Raw genomic sequence first — 23,487 nt, 5'->3', positions numbered from 1 at the left:
TTCTGCAGCCATTCAGGCCGGCAGCACGCCACCCAGCTCGTCTTCGATATAGACCGAAACGATTTCATCGAAGCTTGTCTCGGCGCGAAATCCGAGGCTTTCGGCACGGCGTGCATCGAAACGGCGCGGCCATCCCTCGACGAAGCCTATGATCGTCGGATCGGGTTCATGGCGGATGTGGGCAACAGCCCCCTCGCCAGCAACGCGCCGCAAGGCATCGATCTGCTCGCCGACGGTCACCGAGACGCTCGGCATGGTCAGGTTGCGTCGCGGGCCGATCAGGCCGGTATCCATGGTCGCCGCATGCACTAGGAAGCCGACGGCGGAACGCGGCGAGGCATGCGCGTGGCGCACTTCGAGCGAAACCGGCAGGACGACATCCTGACCGTTCAGCGGCTCGCGAATGATGCTCGAGAAAAAGCCGGAGGCGGCCTTGTTGGGTTTCCCCGGCCTGACGCAGATGGTCGGAAGGCGGATCCCGACGCCGTCGAAGAAACCACGCCGCGTGTAATCGGCCAGCAGCAATTCGCCGATGGCCTTCTGCGTGCCATAGCTCGTGAGGGGCGTCAGAAAGAACTCGTCGCCGATGGCGTCCGGGAATGGTGCTCCGAAGATCGCGATGGACGATGTGAACAGCAGGCGAGGTTTGTATCCCCCTCCCACGGCGCGGATGGCATCGAAGAGAAACCGCGTCCCGTCGAGATTGATCCGGTATCCCTTCTCCAGATCGGCTTCCGCCTCGCCCGAGACGATCGCTGCAAGGTGGAAGATCACATCGGGGCGGCCCGCCACCAGCTTCTCCGCCTCTCCCGGGATAGAAAAGTCGGAAGTCAGTGTCTCGACATCATACGAAACATCGGGACGCTGAGGTTCAACGACGTCATGCAGGATGAGGCGGGTGATCGCCTTGTCGCCCAGTTTTCCATCCTTCACCAGGCGTTCGGTCAACTTGCGGCCGACCATTCCGGCCGCTCCGAGAATGAGAATCTGCATCGATCGAGGTCTTCTCTCGGTTCGGGCGTCATTAACATCGGGAACGCGAAGACAAATCGGCCCTGCACCGCTCGATCATCGTTCGAACGGTGCAGGGCTCGGGAGCTTACTTCTGACGGACTTTTTCCAGCTCCGCCTGCATCATCTTCACCGTCTCAGGGCCGATCGTGGCCGCATGCTTCTCCCAAACCGCCTTGGCCTGGTCGCGCATCCGATTGGCCTCCTGAGCGTTCAGCTCATTGACCACGGTCCCCTCGCCCTTGATCTTGTTGAGGGAGGCCAGAGATAGTTCACGGGACACTTTGCGTTGTTCATCGCGAGCGAGAACGGCGCAGTCACGGAGAGCAGCCTGCTCGTCCTTCGACAGCCCATCCCACAGCTTCTTCGAGTAGAGGACGAGGAAGGGGGTATAAGCGTGCCGCGTGACGGAGAGGTACTTCTGAACCTCGTAGAACTTGGAGGTGTCAATGGTCACGAAAGGATTTTCCTGACCGTCGATGGCCTTGGTCTCGAGCGCTGTGAACACCTCGCCGAATGCCATCGGCACCGCATTGGCGCCCATGTTCTTGAACGTGTCGAGGAACACGTTGTTCTGCATCACACGAACCTTGAGGCCCTTGAAATCCTCCCACTTTTCGACCGGGCGGCGCGAATTGGTGAGGTTGCGGAACCCGTTCTCCCAATAAGCCAGGTTGACCAGTCCGACCGTCTCGAGCTTGCCGTCGACATACTTGCCGAAGCTGCCATCGAGAACGGCATCGGCCTCCTTCTCATTGGCGAAGAGGAACGGCAGGTCGAAGACGCCGAGATCGGGCAGGATGCCGATCAGCGGCGAGCTCGATGTGACGACCATTTCCTGCGTGCCGGAGCGGAGCGCCTGAGTGGCCTGAAGGTCGCCGCCCAGGGCATTGCCCCAGAAGCCCTGCACCTTCAGCTTGCCGCCGGATTTGTCCGTCAGGCACGCCTTGAACTTTTCGACACCCTTTCCGTTGGGGTGATCCTCGTTCACGCCATTGGAAATGCGGATACTGCGTTCGGTAAATTGTGCGTAGGCCGGAGCCGCGGCGAGAATGGTTGCCGCGACGCCGGCAGCAAGAACGAACTTGAAACTCTTCATCATTGTTTCCTCTCTCTTTTCGTTATTTCAGTCTTCTCATCGTCCCCTCAACCAGGAGAACGGCACCATAACCAGATCGGGGAAGATGATGAGCAGGACGAGCACGATCAACTGCGCGATCAGGAACGGATTCACGCCACGGATGACGGCTCCCATCGGCACGCGGGCAACGCCGCTCACCACATTGAGCACGATTCCCACCGGAGGCGTGATCAGGCCGATGGCATTGTTGATGATGAACAGCACGCCGAAATAGACCGGATCGATTCCGGCCTGCTTGACGATCGGCATGAGAACCGGCGTCAGGATCAGAACCGTCGGCGAGAAATCCAGCGCCGTTCCGACGATAACGACCAGGAACATCAGAGCGAACATGAGCAAGGTCTTATTGCCCATCAGGGGTTCGATAAGCCCGCTGATCTCGCCCGGAATGTTGGCCTGTGTGATGAGCCATGCTGACACGAGCGCCGCGGCGACGAGGAACATCACCACGGCCGTCGTCTTCGCAGCCGTCAGGAAAACGCCGTAGAGCATCGACGGCTTCAGCTCGCGATAAACGAACATTCCGATCAGGAGCGCATAGACGGCGGCGAGCACCGCGGCTTCCGTCGGTGTCACGATCCCCCACTTGATACCGCCAAGGATCATGACTGGCATGAGCAGAGCATAGAAACCATCGACGAAGGCCTTGCCGCGCTCACGCATGGTCGCCCGCGGCGCCGTCTTCATCTTGTCCTTCCGGCTGACGATGGCCCACGCAACCACCAGCGAAATGCCCATCATTATGCCGGGCGCGACGCCTGCCAGGAACAGCTGGGAGATCGAGACATTGGCCGCAACGCCGAAGACGATGAAGCCGATCGAAGGCGGGATCACCGGAGCGATGATGCCACCGGCCGCGATGAGTCCCGCCGCCCGCGGAATGTCGTATCCGGCATTGCGCATCATCGGGATCAGGATGGCGGCGAGAGCAGCCGTATCCGCGGCTGCGGAACCGGACAGGGCCGCCAGGATGAGCGCGGCAACGATGGCCACATAGCCCAGGCCGCCGTGAATATGTCCCAGGCACGCCAGCGCGAAGTTGACGATGCGCTTCGACAGCCCTCCGACATTCATCAACTCGCCGGCGAGCAGGAAGAAGGGAACCGCCAGGAGCTGAAAGTTGTCGGCGCCGATGATCATGTTCTGGGCGACGATCTGGCTGTCGAAGTTGCCGAGCCAAAGCATGAGCGCCAAGGCGCAGACGATCAAAGCGAAAGCAATCGGCATTCCGAGCGCCATGGCGCCCAGCAGCGAGGTGAGGAAGACGACGATGGTCATTCGAGTCGTTCCCTCAGAGCATGGGCTTCATCGTCGCTATAGTCACCGGCAAAGGCCTTGAGCTCATGCTCGCTGATGCGCCCGCTCACCACCCGCAGGATCCGCAGGAGCGCCATGAGGCCCAGGCCGATGCTGGTGAAAAATCCGACGCCGTAGACCCAGAGCATCGAGACTTCGGTGATCGGAGCGTAGTTGGTCGCGTTGATCTCTGCCTGCTGCCACGTTCCCCAGAAGAACACGGCACAGCACCCGATGATGAACAGGTCGGAGAGAACCATGCACACCTTGCGACCCACATCGCCGAGACGGGAAACAAGGGTCTCGACGCCCAGATGCGCGTTCTCACGGCCGACCACGACGGCGCCGATGAAGGTCAACCAGACGAAGAAGTAGCGCGACAGCTCTTCGGAGACGTCGATTCCGGTGTCGAACAGATAGCGCAACACGACATTGCCGAAGACCATGACGACCATGGCCGCCAGGAGAAGGACGAGAAGCCCCTCCAACCCCCTGAAGAAGAAGGATATTATCCTGCTCACCGGCGTTCCCTATTTTGGGCGCCCTCGTGGACGCTCCCTAAATTCTGTTCGTCTTTGGGGACTCTTCAAGTCCTTGGAAGTACGAAGATGTTGCGTGATCTAAGGCTCAGTTCCGGAGAGTGTCAATCGAGCGGCCGGACAAGTTCGGCTGCGAACGGCAGATCCAGCGAAGCCCGACCTCATTCATGACCGGCGCTTTTCCGCTCCTGTCCGTTACGAATTGCGGGGCAGTTTCCAATCCGCGGCAGGAGAACCGGAGAGCAGTCCGTTTAATTTGCTACTTTGTTTCATATTAGACTTATGAATAGCTGCTCGCACCGCTCATTTTCCGTGGATATGATGGGACGCGGCAGCACCGGTGCCTCAGGCTCTGCTCTATATCGTCTTCAAATGGCGCCGCTGCGATGAGGATCCCATGAAGATCACGGCTGTTGAAACGATCCGACTCCAGGAATTCGCGAACATTATCTGGATCCGCCTGCACACGGATGATGGAATCCACGGCCTCGGCGAGACTTTTATGGGCGCAGCTGCGGTCGAGGCCTACATCCATGAGACCGTGGCGGCCAAGCTGATCGGTCGCGACCCGCTTCAGATCGAAGGCATCAACAGAGATATCCAGAATTATCTCGGCTGGCGTTCGGCCGGCGTCGAAACGCGGGGTAATTCCGCCATCGACATCGCCCTGTGGGATCTGTTCGGCAAAGCTCACGGCAAGCCCGTCTGCGACATGCTGGGCGGCCGGTCGCGCGACAAGATTCGCGTTTACAACACCTGCGCCGGTTACAGGTACATTCGCGACAGCCGCGCTCAGAAAGTCGCCAATTGGGGCATTGGCGATAGGCAAGGAGACTACGAAGATCTGGACGCGTTCCTGCACCGCGCCGACGAGCTTGCCCATTCCCTGCTGGAGCAGGGCATTACGGGCATGAAGATCTGGCCCTTCGATGTCGCCGCGGAGCGCAGCCAGGGATACGACATATCGCCGGACGAGCTCCGGACGGCGCTGGAGCCCTTCGCAAAGATTCGCAAGGCGGTCGGCGACAAGATGGACATCATGGTCGAGTTCCATTCCCTGTGGAGCCTGCCCATGGCCAAGAAGCTCGCAACGGCGCTTGCCGAATACGACACCTATTGGCACGAGGATCCTTTCCGCCTCGACAATGTCGGCGACCTCAAGGAATACGCGCAGCATTCGAAGGCCTGGGTCTGCGCATCGGAAACGCTGTCCTATACCCACGCCTTTCGAGAGTATCTCGAGACCGGCGTCGCCGGCGTGGCGATGCTCGATCTGTCATGGTGCGGCGGCCTGACGGAGGCGCGCAAGATCGCCGCTCTCGCCGAGGCCTGGCATGTTCCCGTGGCGCCCCATGACTGCACAGGTCCCGTGGTCTATGCCGCATCGTGCCACTTCTCGCTTCACGCACGGAATGCCCTGATCCAGGAAAGCGTGCGGGCCTTCTATACCGGATGGTACACGGAGCTCGTCACCGAACTGCCGGTCGTCATGAAAGGCGAGGTCACGGTGAACATGAAGCCAGGCCTCGGGATCGACCTCCTTCCCGAGTTGTGGAAGCGGCCCGACGCAATTGTCAGAGTTACCGAGACATCCTAGAGAGCAAAGCGGGTCGGCCTTGCGGGCCGACGCCTGGCCTCCATTCAACGCGGGACCGTGATGAGTGATGTGATCGATGCCCTTGTGAAGGCGCTGGGATCCCAGGTGCGGATCGGGCCGGATATTCCGGCGCGCAACCATGCCGATGCCAGCGGCCTCGCGCCCACTCCGCCCCGCGCGCTCATTCTCCCGCAAACCACCGAGGATGTCTCGACGGCCTTGAGGATCTGCCATGCCCATCGTCAGAGTCTCGTGACGCAGGGTGGGCTGACCGGGCTAGCGGGCGGCGCCCATCCGCAGGCGGGAGAAATCGCGCTCTCCCTCGAACGCATGAGCGGCATCGAAGAGATCGATCCGGCGAGCGCGACGCTCACGACGCTTGCCGGAACGCCGCTCGCAGTGATTCAGCAGGCAGCCGACGAGGCGGGGTTTCTGTGCGGGATCGATCTCGGCGCTCGGGGAACCTGCACGATCGGCGGCAACATTGCGACCAATGCAGGCGGCAACCAGGTGTTGCGCTACGGCATGGCGCGTCGCAACACCCTCGGCCTCGAAGTCGTTCTGGCAGACGGCACCGTGGTCCGCTCGCTCAACAAGATGCTGAAGAACAACGCCGGCTATGACTGGACGCAGCTGTTCATCGGCAGCGAAGGAACGCTCGGCGTCGTCACGCGGGCGGTGATCGGGCTGCATCCCAAGCCTCTCGGTCTTCAGACAGCCCTTTGCGCCGTCGCGAGCTTCGAGGATGCGCTCGTCGTCCTGCGCCAGTTTCAGCAGAAGCATCCAGGGCGCCTGCTCGTCTTCGAGGCGATGTGGCGCGAATTCATGACGGTCGCGACCCAGATCTGCGGCCTTCCGCCAGCCTTCGAGGACGAGCACGACGTCACGCTCCTGATCGAAGCCGATATGGGCGAGGATCCGGAGGGGACAGACGCTTTCTCTCTCCTCCTGAGCGAGTTCTATGAGCAGAACCTGATCAGGGACGCCGTGATCGCTCAATCGCGCGCCGACAGGAACCGGTTCTGGGCCTACCGCGAAACGCCCTACGAATACGGTCGCTTCCTGCCGGAGGAAATCCGCTTCGACGTCAGCGTTCCGCTGAATCGCATGGCGGAAGTCGTCGCTCATCTGCGCCAGGAAATGCCGAAGCAGTGGCCAGACGCCGTTTACGTGGTCTTCGGGCACGTGGCCGACAGCAACATCCATATCAATGTCGCGATCCGCGATATGAGCGACGATATCAAGAAGGGAGTCCAGTCTCTCGTCTACAGCCTCGTATCCGGAATGGGCGGCTCCATCTCGGCCGAGCACGGGATCGGCCGGATCAAGCGCCCCTATCTCTCGATGAGCCGGACCGAGCCGGAACTCGCGCTCATGGCGACGATGAAGCAGGCCTTAGACCCGGCGGGTATCCTCAATCCCGGGCGAGTTCTCTAGCGCATCGTGCGGACCCAGAGGGCCGCGTCCAACGATGCGCTCTTCAAAGAGCGGAGCATCGGATGGATCCCAAAAGTGGATTCCACTTTTGGGTCCGATGCTCTAGCAGATTGGCGACGGCAATTGCCGCTCCTTCGAAAAGCTCGTTCTCGCTGCCGAAACGCCTCTTTAAGGTTTAGCGATAAAAATCGCCATTCGTGGTTGCCATTGCGTCTTAAGATCGTTAGCAACGGCACCTGCAATCTGTCAGACAAGCTGCTTGGAAGGTGCATTGATGCCCCACGGAGCGTATTGCGTCGTATTTAAGCATAATCGTTGGACCGTTTCTCAATTCGGCCGAGATCTCGGCTCGTTCTATTTTCGTGCGAAGGCTTTGAAATTCGCGGTTGAATCGGCTTGCTGGTCGACCGTGTCCAGCCCGACCGTGTTCGTTCTGGATCGCACGGGCGATTTCTATACGGCGTGGTGCGGCGAGCGCGACACGCTCACGGCCGAAGCTTGATCCTTCCAGTTGGGATGTGCTCAACGGGATTCATCGACCAGGATTCAGCATCCCGTCGATGACCGGTCGTCTGCGAGAGCCGCCCCTGGGCTACGCTACCGCGGCTTTCGGGCGCGACGACGTATCCTCGAACTCAACATTCGGCCTTTGCTCCATCAATGACTGGATCTTCTCGGCAAGGTCGCTCGCACGGTAAGGCTTGTAGAGAAGATTGAGCCCTTCGAGCTTCTCTTCGCTATCGAAGTATCCCGTCGTCAGAAGAACCTGAATCTCCGGCTTTTCACGATGCACGAGGCGGGCGAGATCGATGCCGCTGAGTTCACCGGGCATCCGGACGTCGGAAAGGACGAGGTCTATGTCCTTTCCCGACTTCAGAAAGTTTGCCGCTTCATCGCCGTTTTCAGCTTCCAGCACCTTGAACCCGAGGGAGTGGAGAGTCGAACGGGCAACCTGCCGCACGGCGGGATTGTCCTCGACCACCAGCACGGTGCGCCCGTTGCCGAAGGGATGGGCCACAGCCGCTTGATCAAGCGACAGACTCTCCGGCTCTTCATGCGACCGCGGCAGAAAGATGCGGATCGTCGTTCCCGCATTCGGCTCGCTCTCCACTTCGACATGTCCATGGCATTGCTGAACGAAACCATAGACCATGCTGAGGCCGAGCCCCGTGCCCTTGCCGCTTTCCTTTGTGGTGAAGAACGGCTCGAAGACCTTCTCGAGCACCTCCGGCGGCATGCCGGTTCCGGTATCGCTCACGGATATCACGACGAACTCGCCGCTCGGAGCCGATCGTCCATCCTCGATCACTCGGTTCTCGACGGCGATGATCAGATCGCCGCCATCGGGCATCGCGTCGCGGGCATTGACGGCCAGATTCAGAAGAGCGGCCTCGAGCTGAGCGCGATCGACCTGAATCGGCCAGACGCTCTCGCCGGCCTGGAAGCTCGCACGGACGTTCTCGCCGAGCGTCCTACGCATCAGTTCGAGAAGGCTCGGCATCAGGCCGGTCACATCGATAGTCGATATCTGCAATGCCTGGCGCCGTGAGAAGGTGAGCAGTCGATAGGTGAGATCGGCGCAATGCTGCGCGCTCTCCAGCGCCATGTGCACGCGCCGCTCGGCCTTCTCGTTCCCCTGAATGGATTTCTTCAGAAGATCGAGATTGCCGATCACGACGCTCAGCATATTGTTGAAATCGTGAGCGATGCCGCCGGTCAGACGGCCGACGGCTTCCAGCTTGCTGGCATGGAGCAGGTTCTGCTCCATCTGCTTGCGCTCGGTGATATCGAACCACATTCCGAAGGACTCATGGGGCGAGCCATCGTCGTCACGCGTAAGAACCATCTGATCGAGGAAATGCCGCTCGACGCCGTCGGCGCAGCGCCAGCGATACTCGAGATTGACGCCCCCCTCCTCTCCCAGGTGCCGGAGTTGCGCAAGCACGCGGTCGCGGTCCTCGGGATTGATCCGGGACGCCCAGAAATCCGGACTCTCTAGAAAGGAATCCGGTGCGAACCCGGTGATTCGCTCGACGCTTTCATTGGTGAAATGAAGTTTCCGATCGTCGCCGACCGACGCGGTATAGAGAGCGATCGGCAGCGACTGCAGCACGATCGACTGATGCTCCTCGCGACGGCGCAGAGCTTGCTCCGCCTTCAGCTTCTCACTGCGGACATGCAGGTTGTCCATCAGCAGACGGCGCTCCTGCTCAGCCTGCCGCCGGATCTCCTCGGTCTTCCGGTAGAGATCGACGAAAATATCGACCTTCGATTTCAGGATCAGAGGCTCGATAGGCTTGAAGACATAATCGACCGCACCGGCCGAGTATCCCTTGAAGACATGCATATCGTCCTTGTTGAAGGCAGTCAGGAAAAGGATCGGCACACGCGACGAGCGCGGCCGGTTCCTGATCAGGCTGGCGACCTCATAGCCGTCGAGCCGCGGCATCTGCACGTCGAGAAGAATGACGGCGAAGTCATGGTTGAGAACATGGCGCAGGGCAGATTCGCCCGAATCCGCCGTCACGATCTCGACCCCCGGAGACCGCAGCACCTCCTCGACGGCGATGAGATTCCGGGGATCGTCGTCGACCACAAGGATCTTGGCCGCAATCGGGTCGGAGAGAGGTCGAGCCGAGACCAGACGAAACGCGTCCGGGTTCACGCTTGAAGCCTCCTGCCTCACGTCGTCCGTCATGAGTTCAACCCGGTCTCTGCCGCGCCGTTGGGAGCAACCTTTCCATCAGGTATATATGTGCTCCGGCTCAGTTGAACGCGCAAGACCGCGAGAAGTTGATCGACATCCACAGGCTTCGACACGTAGTCCGTGGCGCCGGCCTCGATACACTTCTCCCTGTCCCCCTTCATAGCCTTCGCTGTGACCGCAACAAGCGGCATATCTTCGTATCGCGGAATCCTGCGGATCGCCTGCATGGTCTCATAGCCGTCCATCTCCGGCATCATGATATCAACCAGAGCCACGTCGACGTCGGGATTGGCCTGCAGCTTTTCGATCCCCTCCAGGCCGTTTTCCGCGAAGATGACCGATATTCCATGCTGCTCCAACGCGCTCGTGAGCGAGAAGATGTTGCGCATGTCATCGTCAATGATCAGAACCTTGCGTCCGTCGAGGGAGTTGTCGGCGCGCCGCTCCACAATGATGTGCTTTTCCTCGGGTATGGCGCTGATCGCGCGGTGCAGGAACAGCGCCGTATCGTTGAGGAGCTGCTCCGGCGAGCCTTCGCCCTTGACGATAAGGGTCGCCGCAATACTCTGCAGCCGGCGTTCCTCAGCCTTCGTGAGGTCCTGCCCCGTATAGATCACGATCGGCAGTTCCGCACCGCCCTTGGTCGTGCGGATGCGCTCGATGAGTTCCGTTCCCGGAAGGTCGGGGAGGCCAAGATCGACGATGGCGCAATCGAAATGCCGTGCGGCAATGACCTCGAGCGCACTCTCGGCCGTTCCCACGGCGGTGACATCGACCTGTTCGTCCTTCATGAGTTCGGACAGGCTCATGCGCTGATTGTCGTCATCCTCTACGAGGAGCAGCTTCTTCACCGGCCGGTCGATGAACTCCTTCGTCCGGTTGAGAGCGCCCATGAGCGCTTCCCGATCCACAGGCTTCTCAAGGAAGCCGAAGGCACCGGCCTTAAGACCGCGCTTCTTCTGATCGTCCACCGAGATCACATGGATCGGCACATGACGGGTGCGCGGATCGTGCTTCAACAGGTCGAGAAGCGCCCAACCATCCATGTCGGGCAATCCGATATCGAGGGTCACGGCATGCGGCTTGTAGCGGTGCGCGAGCGCCAGCGCGGAGGCCCCGTCCATGGCGATGAGGCCCTTGAACCCCTCCTCGCGCGCGAGTTCCAGCAAGACGGAGGCGAACATCGCGTCGTCCTCGACGATGAGGACGATCCTGTCGCCATTGGTGATCGCATGGCGGTCGTCGAGCGATGCGGAAAGCGCCATCGCTGCCGAAGGCTGGCGGAGCATCGATCCCGACGCGTCCTCGGTTCCGGCATAGTATCCCACGGCATCGCCGTTCGGCCGCGCGGTCGCTCCGCCCCCCGGCAGCCCGTGGCTTGCAGGCGGTTCCACGGGCACGAACAGCGTGAAGGTCGAACCGCTTCCGGGCGTGCTCGACACCACGATCTCGCCGCCGAGAAGACGGGCGATCTCTCGGCTGATCGACAATCCGAGGCCGGTTCCGCCATATTTCCGGCTCGTGGTGCCATCGGCCTGCTGGAATGCTTCGAAGATGATGCGCAGCTTGTCCTCCGGGATGCCGATGCCCGTGTCGGTCACCGACATGGCAATCCACTTGCTGCCGGATCGCAGCGGCGATCCTTCGGCCGATCCGATCTGAAGCGTCACGCCGCCGCGTTCCGTGAACTTGAAGGCGTTCGACAACAGATTGCGCAGCACCTGCTGCAGCCGCTTCGAATCCGTCCTGATCGCCAGCGGCAGCTTGGGATCGACCTCGACATGGAACTCGAGCTTTCGCTCTTCCGCGATCTGGCGGAAGGTGCGGTCCATGTTGTCGACGAGATCCCTGAATCCCACGCTCGACACCTCGAGGCTCACCGTGCCGGATTCGATCTTGGACAGATCCAGGATATCGTTGATCAGCGCGAGGAGATCGGAGCCTGCGGCGTGTATCGTCTTGGCAAATTCCCGCTGCTTATCGGTAAGATTACCGTCGGAGTTCTCCGTCAGAAGCTTTGAGAGAATGAGGAGAGAGTTCAGCGGCGTCCTCAATTCGTGGCTCATATTGGCCAGGAACTGCGACTTGTAGCGCGACGTCAGCGAGAGCTGCTCCGCCTTCTCCTCCAGAGCTGTCTTTGCGACCGAGACTTCCTGGTTCTTCGTCTCCACTTCCCGCTTCTGAAGCTCGAGCAGGCGCGCCTTGTCCTCGAGCTCTTCGTTGGTCTTCTGGAGCGCCTCCTGCTGCTGGCGCAGGAGCTCTTCCGATTGGCGAAGCGTCGCCGCCTGCTGTTCCAGCCGGTCGTTGGTGTTCCTCAACTCTTCCTGCTGGCTCTGGAGTTCCGTGGTCAGAAGCTGAGACTGTTTCAGCAGGCCTTCCGTGCGCATGTTCGCCGCGATCGTATTGAGAACGATGCCGATCGATTCCGTCAGCTGCTCCAGGAAGGACTGGTGCGCCTCCGAGAAGCGGCTGAACGAGGCCAGCTCGATCACCGCTTTCACCTCCTGCTCGAACAGCACCGGCAGCACGATGATGTTGAGCGGCGGCGCCTCGCCGAGGGCAGAACCGATGGTGATATAATCGCCCGGCACATTGGTAAGGAGAATGCGCTTCTTCTCGTAAGCTACCTGACCGACCAGCCCTTGGCGGAGGCGGAAGCGGTTGCTGAGATGCTTCCGCTCCGTGAAGGCATAGGATGCCACCATCTCCAGCACCGGCCCGCTGCCATCGGCCTCGACCGTGTAGAAAACGGCCTGCTGGGCATTCACCAGCGGAGCGATCTCGGACAGGATCATGTTCGATACGGTGGTGAGATCGCGCTCGCCCTGCAGCATCCGCGTGAACTTGGCGAGATTGGTCTTGAGCCAATCCTGTTCAGCGTTCTTGAGCGTCGTATCGCGCAGGTTGCGGATCATTTCGTTGACGTTGTCTTTCAGCGACGCCAACTCGCCCGAAGCCTCGACCGAAATCGACCGCGTCAAGTCGCCCTTGGTCACGGCGGTGGCCACATCGGCGATCGCTCGCACCTGCGTGGTCAGGTTGGCGGCGAGCTGGTTCACGTTGTCGGTGAGGTCACGCCACAAGCCCGCAGCACCTGGCACCCTCGCCTGTCCACCGAGTTTGCCCTCGACACCCACTTCGCGGGCCACGTTCGTCACCTGATCGGCGAAGGTCGCGAGCGTGTCGATCATCTCGTTGATGGTCTCGGCGAGTGCCGCGATCTCGCCCTTGGCGTCCACGGTCAACTTGCGCTTGAGATCGCCCTCCGCAACCGCCGTCACGACGCTGGCGATGCCGCGCACCTGACCGGTGAGGTTGTTCGCCATCATGTTGACGTTGTCGGTCAGGTCCTTCCACGTTCCGCCGACGCCGCGTACCTGCGCCTGGCCGCCGAGCTTGCCTTCGATGCCGACTTCGCGCGCCACGCGCGTCACTTCGGATGCGAAGGAGTTGAGCTGATCCACCATGGTGTTGATCGTCGATTTCAGCTCGAGAATCTCACCCCGGACATCGACGGCGATCTTCTTGGAGAGGTCGCCATTCGCCACCGCCGTGGTCACCTCGGCGATGTTACGCACCTGACCTGTCAGATTTGCGGCCATCATATTGACGTTATCGGTGAGATCCTTCCAGACGCCGCCGACGCCGCGCACCTGCGCCTGGCCGCCGAGCTTGCCTTCGGTGCCGACTTCGCGCGCCACACGCGTCACCTCGCCTGCGAAGGAGTTGAGCTGATCCACCATGGTGTTGATCGTGGATTTCAGCTCCAGAATTTCGCCTTCGACAGCCACCGTAATTTTCTTAGAGAGGTCGCCGTTCGCCACTGCGGTAGTGACTTCCGCAATGTTACGCACCTGACCTGTCAGATTTGCGGCCATCATATTGACGTTATCGGTGAGATCCTTCCAGACGCCGCCGACGCCGCGCACCTGCGCCTGGCCGCCGAGCTTGCCTTCGGTGCCGACTTCGCGCGCCACACGCGTCACCTCGCCTGCGAAGGAGTTGAGCTGATCCACCATGGTGTTGATGGTCGATTTGAGCTCCAAAATCTCACCGCGGACATCGACGGTGATCTTCTTGGAGAGGTCGCCGTTCGCCACCGCCGTGGTCACCTCGGCGATGTTACGCACCTGACCTGTCAGATTCGCGGCCATCAGGTTCACGTTGTCGGTGAGATCCTTCCAGGTGCCGGCAACACCCTCCACCCGAGCCTGTCCGCCGAGCTTGCCCTCAGAACCCACTTCCTTCGCGACGCGCGTCACTTCGCCCGCGAAGGAATTGAGCTGGTCCACCATGGTGTTGATCGTGGATTTCAGCTCAAGGATCTCGCCGCGCACTTCCACGGTGATCTTTTTCGACAAATCTCCATTCGCGACCGCGGTCGTGACCTCTGCGATGTTGCGGACCTGCCCCGTTAGGTTGGCGGCCATCAGATTCACGTTGTCGGTCAGATCCTTCCAGGTTCCCGCGACGCCGCGCACCTGGGCCTGTCCGCCGAGCTTGCCCTCTGAGCCCACCTCCTTCGCCACGCGCGTCACCTCGGAGGCGAAGGAGTTCAGCTGGTCCACCATGGTGTTGATGGTGTTCTTCAGCTCCAGGATCTCCCCGCGCACCTCCACGGTGATCTTCTTGGAAAGGTCGCCGTTCGCGACCGCGGTGGTGACCTCGGCGATGTTACGGACCTGACCCGTCAGGTTCGCCGCCATCATGTTCACGTTCTCGGTCAGATCCTTCCAGGTGCCGCCGACGCCTTCGACCTGCGCTTGTCCTCCGAGCTTGCCCTCGGAGCCCACCTCTTTCGCCACGCGTGTCACTTCCGAGGCGAAGGAGTTGAGCTGGTCCACCATCGTATTGATCGTGGATTTGAGGGCCAGAATCTCGCCCTTCACATCCACGGTAATCTTCTTGGACAAATCTCCTCGGGCGACGGCCGTGGTGACCTCGGCGATGTTACGGACCTGACCGGTGAGGTTGGCCGCCATCATGTTCACGTTGTCGGTGAGATCCTTCCAGACGCCGGCCACGCCGCGTACCTGCGCCTGGCCACCGAGCTTGCCTTCGGTGCCCACCTCCTTCGCCACACGCGTCACTTCGGAGGCGAAGGAGTTCAGCTGGTCCACCATGGTGTTGATGGTGTCCTTCAGCTCCAGGATCTCGCCTTTGACATCGACGGTGATCTTCTTGGAAAGGTCGCCATTCGCGACCGCCGTGGTGACCTCGGCGATGTTGCGCACTTGGCCGGTCAGGTTCGCGGCCATGAGGTTGACGTTTTCCGTCAGGTCCTTCCACGTGCCGGCAACGCCCTTGACCTTCGCCTGGCCACCGAGCTTGCCTTCGGAGCCGACCTCGCGGGCCACACGGGTCACCTCCGAGGCAAAACTTCCAAGCTGCCCGACCATGGTGTTCACGACCTTGCCGATGCGCAGGAACTCGCCGCGCAGGGGGCGTCCGTCGGTTTCGAGATCGATGGTCTGGCTGAGATCGCCCTTCGCCACGGCACCGATCACGCGCGCCACTTCGGTGGTCGGCTGAACGAGGTCGCCGATCATCGCATTGACGGAGTCGACACATTCGCTCCAGCATCCGGTCGCGGCTGCGAGCCGCCCTCGCTCCTCGATGCGTCCCTCTTTGCCGACGACCTTCGCGACCCGCTCGAGCTCGCGCGCAAGGCCTTGATTCAGATCGGCAATATCGTTGAACGCTTCCGCGATCTCGCCCTCGATGCCGGTGAGATCCGACGGCAGGCGGGCCGAGAAATCGCCTTTTCGAAAGGCACGCAATGTCTTGAGAAGCAGCTTAGGATTAAGCTGCAAAGCGGCAGTTTCGACTTGTGACATAAGGCCCCCCGTTACGCTGTTCCAGGCCAACTCTCCTGCCTGGATCCCCATATGCCGACGTCCCAAAAGGTACTTTGTTCGTCTTCGGATGGAATTCGACCCTATGTAACGCATTTCAAGGGCAGAAAGTTTCGGAGGGTTAAAATTTTTGCGCGGCGCTCGCGAGTAGTGATACTTTGTATCCTCTAGCCGTCGTGTCGCCCAGACTGGTGTGACGCCCGACACTCCAATGGGCAGGAAAATTTCGAGGGAGTGACTTACAAATCACGAGGTTACATTACGCAGCGGAATACAACCCGGGCAAGCGAATGTCCCAGGCACCGGTCGGCACGGAAATCGGAAGGAGGTCCAGGTTGATATGACCCGTCGTTAGCGACTGGGTTTCGCTAAGGCTTGAGGCCGACGAAATCCTCGCGCATGGGCGTGAACACGTCGAGAAGCACGCCGGCCTCCACGGCTACTGCCCCGTGAATGGCGCTCGGCGGCACGAGGAAGCTGTCGCCCTGCTTGAGGCGTTCCGTACGTCCGGCGATGGTGATGTCGAAGACGCCCTGCTCGATCAGGCTGCACTGGATGTGGGGGTGCGAATGCGCGGCGCCCACGGCACCCTTCTCGAACGCCACGCGCACCATCATCACCTCCGCATTGTAGGTGAGGATCTTGCGGCGGATGCCTTCGCCTGCGGGCTCCCACTCGAGATTGCCGTCGAAGGCGAAGGGTTGGTTGATGCGGTTCATGATTCCTCCAAAATGTTTCAGCGGGCCAGCCATCCGCCGTCAACCGGCAGCACGACACCATGGACGTAATTCGCCGCAGATGATGCCAGGAATACGGCCGCCCCGCCGAGATCTGACGGATCGCCCCAGCGGGCGGCAGGAATGCGTGCGAGAATGTCGCCGCTCCGCTTCGGATCGCCGCGGAGCGCCTCGGTGTTGTTGGTCACGAAATATCCCGGCGCGATCGCATTCACATTGATGCCCTTGGCCGCCCATTCGCAAGCGAGCAGCCGCGTCAGACCGGCCAGCCCGCTTTTGCTCGCCGTATAGGAGGGAATCCGGATCCCGCCCTGAAACGAGAGGAGCGAGGCGATGTTGATGATCTTGCCCCCGCCCTCGTCGGCCAGCATGGTCCGCGCCGCCGCCTGGGACAGGAAGAACGTCGACTTGAGATTGACGTTCATCACGTCGTCCCAATCCTTCTCCGTGAACTCGATGGCATCGGCGCGGCGGATGATGCCGGCATTGTTGACCAGGATGTCGATCCGGCTGCCGGCCGACATAGCCTCTGTGACGATGCGGTCGACCGGTTCGAGGGTCGACAGATCGGCCTGGACGGCATGAAAGCGGGCACCGGCCTCGCGGCACAGCCGCTCGGTCTCATCCATGGCCGAGCGGCCAACCCCCACGATGGATGCTCCGGCCTGCGCCAAGGCCACTGCGATCGCCTGGCCGAGCCCGGTATTGGCCCCAGTCACGACGGCTGTCTTGCCGGTCAGATCGAAGGAGAGCGTCATTGCGAACCTCTCAACGCAGGGCATCCATGGGTACCATATCCATATCGGTAAAATCCTGGTTGTCGCCGCCCATGGCCCAGACGAAGGCATAATTGCTCGTGCCGACACCGGAATGGATCGACCAGCCGGGCGAGAGGATCGCCTGCTCGTTGGCGACAACGAGATGCTTCGTCTCGTTCGGCTCGCCCATGAGATGGAACACACGCGTGTCGGGCTGCATGTCGAAATAGACGTAAACTTCGGAGCGGCGGTCGTGCAGATGTGCTGGCATGGTATTCCACATGCTGCCCGGCTTGAGCTGCGTCATGCCGAGGACGAGCTGGGCCGAGCGGCAAACCTCCGGATGGATCATCTGGAAGATGGTGCGGACATTGCCGTTCGCCGCATCGCCCAGGTCGACGCGGCGGGCGCGATCGAGGCCGATCTTCACCGTCTCGAAGCGGGCATGAGCCGGCGTGCTGACGAGATAGAATTTCGCCGGCGTTGCCGCATCAAGGCTCTCGAACCGCACATCCTTCGTGCCCATGGCGACGTAAAGGGCATCGCGAGGCCCGAGATTGTGGATCTCGCCATCCGTATGGACGCGCCCGGCGCCGCCCAGATTGACGATGCCGATCTCGCGCCGATCCAGGAAATTCGGCGAGCCGATCTGCTTGTGCGAGTCGAGCTTGATGGCCCCCGCAAGCGGCGTTGCGCCGCCCACCACCAGCCGGTCGATATGGCTGTAGGTCAGCTTGATCTCTCCGGGAACGAACAGCTGCTCGATCAGGAAGTGGCGGCGCAGGTCCGCCGTGCTGAAATGGCGGACGGCCTCAGGGTGGCATACCTGCCGGATGTCGATGGTCATGAGAGCCTCTTGAATGACGAAGATCAGCGGAAAAGGGCGGGGAGCCAGAGCGACAGGCCAGGGATGTAGGTGACGAGAAGCAGCACCAGGACGCTGGCTCCCAAAAACGGCCAGATCGTCTTCATGGCTTCACCGATGGTGATCTTGCCGACCGCGCAGCCGACGAAGAGCACCGAGCCCACCGGCGGGGTGTTGAGGCCGATGCCGGCATTGAGGATCAGGATCACCCCGAAATGCACCGGGTCGATGCCGAACGCCTTGATCACGGGCAGGAAGATCGGCGTGCAGATGATGATCATCGGCGCCATGTCCATGAAGGTGCCGAGGACCAACAGGATGACGTTGATGAGCAGGAGGACGACGATCGGGTTGTCCGACAGCGTCTTCATGAGAGCGATGGTTGCCTGCGGCACCTGCAGGAAGGCCATGAGCCACCCGAACGCGCTGGCGGTGCCGATGACCAGGAGAACCATGGCGGTGGTGCGCACGGCACCAAGGGTCGCCTCGACGAAGCTCTCCCAGTTCATCTCGCGATAGACGAAGAGCGTGACGAGCAGGGCGTAGACGACAGCGATGCAGGAGCTCTCGGTTGCCGTAAAGACGCCGGAGCGAACCCCGCCGAAAATGATGAAAATGAGCAGGATGCCCGGCACGGCCGAGACCAGGAAGTAGCCGAGCATCCGGAAGCCGGGGAACGGATCGGCCGGGTAGCCGCGGCGCACGGCGACCACGTAGGCTGTGATCATGAGGGCCGCCGCCAGCAGAAAGCCGGGGACGATGCCGGCCGTGAACAGGTCCGCGACCGAAATCGTGCCGCCTGCCGCGATCGAATAGATGATCATGTTGTGGGACGGCGGGATGAGCAGCGCGATGATGGCCGCATTCACCGTGACGTTGACGCTGTAGTCCTTGGCATAGCCCCGCTTTTCCATCTGCGGGATCATGATGCCGCCGATGGCGGAGGCATCCGCGATCGCGGAGCCGGAGATGCCACCGAACAGCGTCGAAGCGACGACGTTCACCTGCCCCAAGCCGCCGCGAAGGTGGCCCACCAGGCCGGCGGCGAGGCGGATCAGGCGGTCGGCGATGCCACCGCGCATCATCAGATCGCCGGCATAGATGAAGAACGGGATCGCCATCATGGCAAAGGCGTTCATGCCGGAATTGAGCTGCTGGAACACAACGATCGGCGGCAGCTGCATATAGAGAATCGTCGCCAGAGACGCGATGCCGAGGCAGAACGCGACCGGCGTTCCGATAATGAGCAGGAGCGTGAAGACGCCGAAGAGAACCCAAATCTCCATGACATCAATCCTTCACGGCAACGAGATGGGGCTCATCCACGCGCACCATCGGGACATCTTCGCCGACGAGCAGCAGACGAATGAATTTCTCGAGAGAGAAAAGCGCGATCAGAAGACCGCCCACGGCGAGAGGGACATAATCGAACCCTTGCGGGATCGGCAGACCCGGCATCAGCGCCGACCAGGTCTCGACGGCCAGCAACGTGCCGTACCATGACATGGCCCCGCCAAAGATCATCACCAGTATCTCGGTCACACCGAGCATGATCTGGCGCAGGCCGTGCGGCGCATAATGGAGAGCGATCTCGAAGCCGAGATGATTGCCGTCGCGCACGCCGACGGCGGAGCCGAGCAGGATGAACCAGCTCATGAGCAGCAGGGAGGCCGGCTCGGTCCAGCTCGGCGACTGGTTCAGCACGTAGCGCCCGAACACCTGCCAGGCAACGAAGACGGTCATGAGAACGAGGCCGATCCCGGCGATCCACAGGGCCGCTCTGTTCACGACGGCCAGAATCCGGGACAGCGCGGCAAGTTCGGCGCGCATCGAAAGCAGTCTCCAGTGGGACAAGAGGCGGACCGGCCTCAGCCGGTCCGTTACAGCATGTGCCTTATTCGGCTCAGTTCATCGCCTGGATGCGGGAGACGAGCTCCTTCACCTTCGCGTCCTTGGCATACTTCTCGTAGACCGGCTTCATGGCGTCGATGAAGGGCTGCTTGTCGACATTGTTGATCTGGCTGCCGCTCGCCCGGATCTTCTTTTCGGCTTCCTTCTCGCGCGCCTCCCAGAGCTCGCGCATCTTCGCGACGGATTCCTTTGCCGTCTCGCGCACTGCCTTCTGGTCCTCGGGGGACATCTTGTCGAAGCTCTTCTTCGACATGACGAGCACTTCCGGAGACATGGAATGCTCGGTCAGCGAGTAGAATTTCGCCACCTCGAAATGGCGGAAGGAATCGTAGCTCGGCCAGTTGTTCTCGGCACCGTCGACCACGCCGGTCTGCAGCGCGGAATAGACCTCACCCGGAGGCATCGGCGTCGCATTGGCGCCGAGCGCGTTCACCATGTCGAGGAAGAGATCCGACTGGATCACGCGGACCTTCATGCCCTTGAGGTCAGCCGGCGTGTTGATGGTGCGCTTGGAGTTGTAGAACGAGCGTGCACCCGAATCGTAGAAGGCCAACGCGACGAGCCCGTGCGGCTCGAAGGCCTTCAGGATCTGATCGCCGATCGGGCCGTCCACGGTCTTGCGCATGTGGTCGACCGACCGGAAGATGAACGGCAGCGAGGGCACCAGGGTCTCAGGAATCAGGTTGTTGAACGGGCCCATATTGATCCGGTTCAGATCGATGACGCCGAAGCGGGTCTGCTCGATCGTGTCCTTCTCCTGGCCGAGCTGCGCGGAATGGAACACCTGGATCTTGTATCGGCCGTTGGTCTTCTTCTCGAGGAGCGAGCCGAAATATTTTACCGCCTCGACAGTCGGATACCCATCCGGGTGAATATCGGCGGAGCGCAGTGTCGTCTGGGCCCCGGCTGTGCCACTTATAAGGGCCGTCCATAGTCCAAGGGCGGCAGCGGCGAGGGTTCTTTTGGTTACCATCATATCCTCCTTAAGCTTTCCTCTGTTGCTTTGTTGTTTCAGGCCCGGTCTTTGCCGGTCTGTCCTGCGCTCTGAGAACCTTGCCGGCCCTTGGAGCGGGACCAGGTGCCGCTTGCTGCGGCTTAACTGGTCGACCCTTGTATGGTAGTATACACTTATATATGATGCAACCCGTCTAAAGAATGAGATCCGCCCGTGAACACGCCCTTCCCCGTCGTCCAAGGCTCCGCAGCCCAGCGCATCGAAACCGAGCTGCGCCGCCTGATCATCGCGCTGGAGCTTCCGCCCGGAAGCCGGCTGTCTGAGCAGGACATCGCCGAGCGCCATGGGGTTTCCCGCCAGCCTGTCCGCGAGGCGCTGATCGGGCTCGCCCGGACGCGTCTCGTGGAAATTCAGCCCCAGCGCGGCACGACGGTGGTCAAGATTTCGGTGCGCAAGATGATGGAGGCCCGGTTCGTCCGCGAGGCGATCGAGACGGCGGTCGTGCGCCGCGCCTGCTTGTCATTCGACCAGCAGAGCCGGGAGCGGATCGACGATCTCCTGGAGATGCAGGACAACGCTGCGAGGCGGGACGACCATGCGGCCTTCCAGCGCTACGACGAGCTCTTCCACATCGCTCTGGCCGAGGGCGCGGGCTGCCCCCTGGCGTGGGAGGCGGTGCAGGACATCAAGGCCCATATGGACCGGGTGTGCCAGCTCACCCTCCCCGGCCCCGAAGCGATGCTGCCCTTGATCGATCAGCATCGCGCCATCGTCGCCGCCATCGACAGCCGTGACGAGGAGGCCGCTGCGGAGGCCATGCGCCGGCATCTTACGGAAATCCTACGCGCCCTGCCCCGGGTCGAGGCGGAGCATCCCGAACTCTTCAGCGCGTAAACGACTGCGGACTTATGCGGTCAGCGCGAAGGCGGTCGTGGACTTGATGCGCTCCATGGCGAAGCGCGACGTGACGTTCTTGAGCGGCACGGCATTGATGAGCTTTTTGTAGAACCCATCATAGGCAGCCATGTCGGGGACGACCACGCGCAGGATGTAGTCCACGTCGCCGGCCATGCGATAGAATTCCATCACCTCGGGCAGCGTCGAGACGAATTCCGCGAACCGCTGCGTCCACGCCTCCGTATGGTCGTAGGCCTCGACCGAGACGAAGGCGGTCAGGCTGAGCCCGATCTTCTCCGGGTCGACGAGCGCGACCCGTCCCTTGATGACCCCCGAGGCCTCCAGGCGCTGGATCCGCTTCCAGCAAGGGGTCTGGGACAGGTTCACCCTTTGCGCCAGCTCCGCAATGGAGATGCTCGCGTCCTCCTGGAGGAACCTGAGGATCTTGGTGTCGATTGCATCCATCTCTCGACCCGCATCTGTTCGCCAGATTGCTTTATGTTCTTTATAAAGAACGAGGTCAAGTGCGGAGGGGGAACCCTGTAAGCGAGGACCCTCCAAGGGTCGCATGAACCGTGGCAGTCCTACCATCTCCGGATCATAAAATAACGCGCTTGCGCACCCCAGCGCAGCGAGAGGGACGGAGAAGTTTTTTCTTCCCGCGATCGTTCTAAAAAAAGAACATTCTAATTGACCCATCCCGCCAATCGAGGCACGATCCTGCAAGTCTCCAAGCGCACCTTGAGACGTCGCTTTGCCCGAGGTGGACTATTCATCGTGAATAGATGGGCCACGATCAGGAGTCCTCCTCGCAAAATACTCGAAAGACGATACCATTTTCGTGCGCGTCGCTCCGAAATGTGACGATCACTCGTCATTCAACCTTTTAAAACGCGAGGTTTTACTATGCTGAGGAAGTCGCTGGCCGTCTGGCACCGCCGCCTGACACGATCCAAGGCCCTGCCGATACTCGCCGTTCTTGCCGCATCCACCTGGGCAATGGCGTCGGGCACGGCTCAGGCGGCGGGTCCGCTGCGGGTCGGTATCAATTCCGGGTTGTCGGCCGATGCCGTTCATCAGGCGGCGAAAGAGGCCAAGGAGCAGGGCCTTGACGTGAAGGTGATCGAGTTCACCGACTGGATCACGCCCAACGCCGCCCTCGCCAACAAGGATATCGACGCCAACTACTTCCAGCACATCCCGTTCCTGGAGGACGCCAAGAAGGCGCGAGGCTATGATTTCGTGTCGATCGGCGTCGGCACCATGTCGAAGGTCGGCCTCTATTCGAAGAGGTACAAGAACGTCTCGGACCTGCCGAACGGCGCGAAGGTCGCCATCGCCAACGATCCGGTGAATGGCGGCCGCGGCCTCGTGCTTCTCGATCGCATCGGCCTGATCAAGCTCAAGGAAGGCTTGGACTTCAGGGCCACCGTCGCCGATATCGTGTCCAATCCCAAGAACATCAAAATCACCGAGCTGATCGCCCAGCAATTGCCGACCGCTCTCGACGATGTGGACCTCGGACAGGGCTATCCTGCGACCCTCAAGCAATTCGATATCGATCCAAACTCTGCGCTGATCTTCGATGACGTCCAGAAGCGCTTCGCCATTCAATGGGTCGTCCGCGCCGAGGACGCGAAGGAGCCGCGGATCAACAAGTTCGTCTCCATCTACCAGAACTCGCCCGAGGTCAAAGCCATCCTCAAGAAGCATTTCGGCGAGATGACCGTGCCCGCCTGGTAGCGGCAGCCAGAACGCCCCGAGCCTGCGGACGGAAACGA

General features: G+C 61.1%; 18 protein-coding genes. 5 read left to right on the top strand and 13 right to left on the bottom strand.

Going from position 1 to position 23,487, the window contains the following annotated elements:
* Positions 1-12 precede the first annotated feature (12 nt).
* The 4 genes from denD to BB934_RS19965 all read right to left on the bottom strand — a co-directional run bounded on the left by denD (position 13) and on the right by BB934_RS19965 (position 3,969).
* Positions 13-993, bottom strand: a complete 981-nt coding sequence (gene denD / locus BB934_RS19980; RefSeq protein WP_099511190.1) for a D-erythronate dehydrogenase — start codon at positions 991-993, stop codon at positions 13-15.
* 106 nt (positions 994-1,099) lie between these two features.
* The gene (locus BB934_RS19975; protein WP_099511189.1) at positions 1,100-2,110 is read right to left on the bottom strand and encodes a TRAP transporter substrate-binding protein; all 1,011 of its coding nucleotides are present in this window, start codon (positions 2,108-2,110) and stop codon (positions 1,100-1,102) included.
* A gap of 36 nt (positions 2,111-2,146) precedes the next feature.
* Positions 2,147-3,430: a TRAP transporter large permease subunit gene (locus tag BB934_RS19970; protein WP_099511188.1), complete on the bottom strand. Its 1,284-nt coding sequence runs from the start codon at positions 3,428-3,430 to the stop codon at positions 2,147-2,149.
* Positions 3,427-3,969 carry a TRAP transporter small permease gene (locus BB934_RS19965; protein ID WP_099511187.1) on the bottom strand — a complete coding sequence of 181 codons (543 nt, stop codon included), beginning with the start codon at positions 3,967-3,969 and terminating at the stop codon, positions 3,427-3,429. Before BB934_RS19965 ends, BB934_RS19970 begins: the two co-directional genes overlap by 4 nt.
* 415 nt (positions 3,970-4,384) lie before the next feature.
* Between BB934_RS19965 and BB934_RS19960 the strand changes: the two genes are divergently transcribed.
* The 3 genes from BB934_RS19960 (at position 4,385) to BB934_RS19950 (ending at position 7,523) form a co-directional block, all read left to right on the top strand.
* Positions 4,385-5,584, top strand: coding sequence for a mandelate racemase/muconate lactonizing enzyme family protein (locus BB934_RS19960; protein ID WP_099513069.1), 1,200 nt, complete (start codon positions 4,385-4,387; stop codon positions 5,582-5,584).
* Positions 5,585-5,644: 60 nt separating this feature from the next.
* Entirely contained in the window at positions 5,645-7,021 is a 1,377-nt protein-coding gene (locus tag BB934_RS19955) for an FAD-binding oxidoreductase (protein ID WP_099511186.1), read from the top strand.
* 274 nt (positions 7,022-7,295) lie between these two features.
* Entirely contained in the window at positions 7,296-7,523 is a 228-nt protein-coding gene (locus BB934_RS19950; RefSeq protein ID WP_099511185.1) for a hypothetical protein, read from the top strand.
* 90 nt (positions 7,524-7,613) lie between these two features.
* On the opposite strand, the gene BB934_RS19945 is transcribed toward BB934_RS19950, so the two are convergent.
* The 8 genes from BB934_RS19945 to BB934_RS19910 all read right to left on the bottom strand — a co-directional run bounded on the left by BB934_RS19945 (position 7,614) and on the right by BB934_RS19910 (position 20,827).
* Entirely contained in the window at positions 7,614-9,719 is a 2,106-nt protein-coding gene (locus tag BB934_RS19945) for a response regulator (RefSeq protein ID WP_099511184.1), read from the bottom strand.
* Positions 9,716-15,565 carry a HAMP domain-containing protein gene (locus BB934_RS19940; RefSeq protein ID WP_099511183.1) on the bottom strand — a complete coding sequence of 1,950 codons (5,850 nt, stop codon included), beginning with the start codon at positions 15,563-15,565 and terminating at the stop codon, positions 9,716-9,718. Before BB934_RS19940 ends, BB934_RS19945 begins: the two co-directional genes overlap by 4 nt.
* 386 nt (positions 15,566-15,951) lie before the next feature.
* Positions 15,952-16,302, bottom strand: coding sequence for a cupin domain-containing protein (locus BB934_RS19935; RefSeq protein ID WP_099511182.1), 351 nt, complete (start codon positions 16,300-16,302; stop codon positions 15,952-15,954).
* 17 nt (positions 16,303-16,319) lie between these two features.
* Positions 16,320-17,078 carry a 2-dehydro-3-deoxy-D-gluconate 5-dehydrogenase KduD gene (gene kduD / locus BB934_RS19930; RefSeq protein WP_099511181.1) on the bottom strand — a complete coding sequence of 253 codons (759 nt, stop codon included), beginning with the start codon at positions 17,076-17,078 and terminating at the stop codon, positions 16,320-16,322.
* 10 nt (positions 17,079-17,088) lie between these two features.
* Entirely contained in the window at positions 17,089-17,925 is an 837-nt protein-coding gene (gene kduI / locus BB934_RS19925; RefSeq protein ID WP_099511180.1) for a 5-dehydro-4-deoxy-D-glucuronate isomerase, read from the bottom strand.
* A 23-nt stretch (positions 17,926-17,948) separates the two neighbouring features.
* Positions 17,949-19,229, bottom strand: coding sequence for a TRAP transporter large permease (locus BB934_RS19920; RefSeq protein WP_099511179.1), 1,281 nt, complete (start codon positions 19,227-19,229; stop codon positions 17,949-17,951).
* A 4-nt stretch (positions 19,230-19,233) separates the two neighbouring features.
* Positions 19,234-19,773, bottom strand: a complete 540-nt coding sequence (locus BB934_RS19915) for a TRAP transporter small permease (RefSeq protein ID WP_099511178.1) — start codon at positions 19,771-19,773, stop codon at positions 19,234-19,236.
* A 73-nt stretch (positions 19,774-19,846) separates the two neighbouring features.
* On the bottom strand, positions 19,847-20,827 hold the full coding sequence (locus tag BB934_RS19910; RefSeq protein WP_099511177.1) for a TRAP transporter substrate-binding protein: 981 nt from the start codon (positions 20,825-20,827) through the stop codon (positions 19,847-19,849).
* Between the two features lie 195 nt (positions 20,828-21,022).
* Here BB934_RS19910 and BB934_RS19905 point away from each other — a divergent pair, with 195 nt between their 5' ends.
* Complete coding sequence (locus BB934_RS19905) at positions 21,023-21,703, top strand: GntR family transcriptional regulator (protein ID WP_099511176.1); 681 nt, start codon at positions 21,023-21,025, stop codon at positions 21,701-21,703.
* 12 nt (positions 21,704-21,715) lie between these two features.
* Here the strand turns inward: BB934_RS19905 and BB934_RS19900 are convergent, their stop codons facing one another.
* Positions 21,716-22,171 (bottom strand): Lrp/AsnC family transcriptional regulator, encoded by a 456-nt coding sequence (locus tag BB934_RS19900; RefSeq protein ID WP_099511175.1) that lies wholly within the window; start codon positions 22,169-22,171, stop codon positions 21,716-21,718.
* Between the two features lie 441 nt (positions 22,172-22,612).
* On the opposite strand from BB934_RS19900, the gene BB934_RS19895 reads away from it, so the two are divergent.
* On the top strand, positions 22,613-23,449 hold the full coding sequence (locus tag BB934_RS19895; protein ID WP_099511174.1) for a MetQ/NlpA family ABC transporter substrate-binding protein: 837 nt from the start codon (positions 22,613-22,615) through the stop codon (positions 23,447-23,449).
* The last annotated feature ends 38 nt before the right edge of the window (positions 23,450-23,487 follow it).

The organism is Microvirga ossetica (assembly GCF_002741015.1).
Classification (GTDB): Bacteria; Pseudomonadota; Alphaproteobacteria; order Rhizobiales; family Beijerinckiaceae; genus Microvirga; species Microvirga ossetica.
This window is presented reverse-complemented; position numbering and strand designations above follow the sequence as displayed.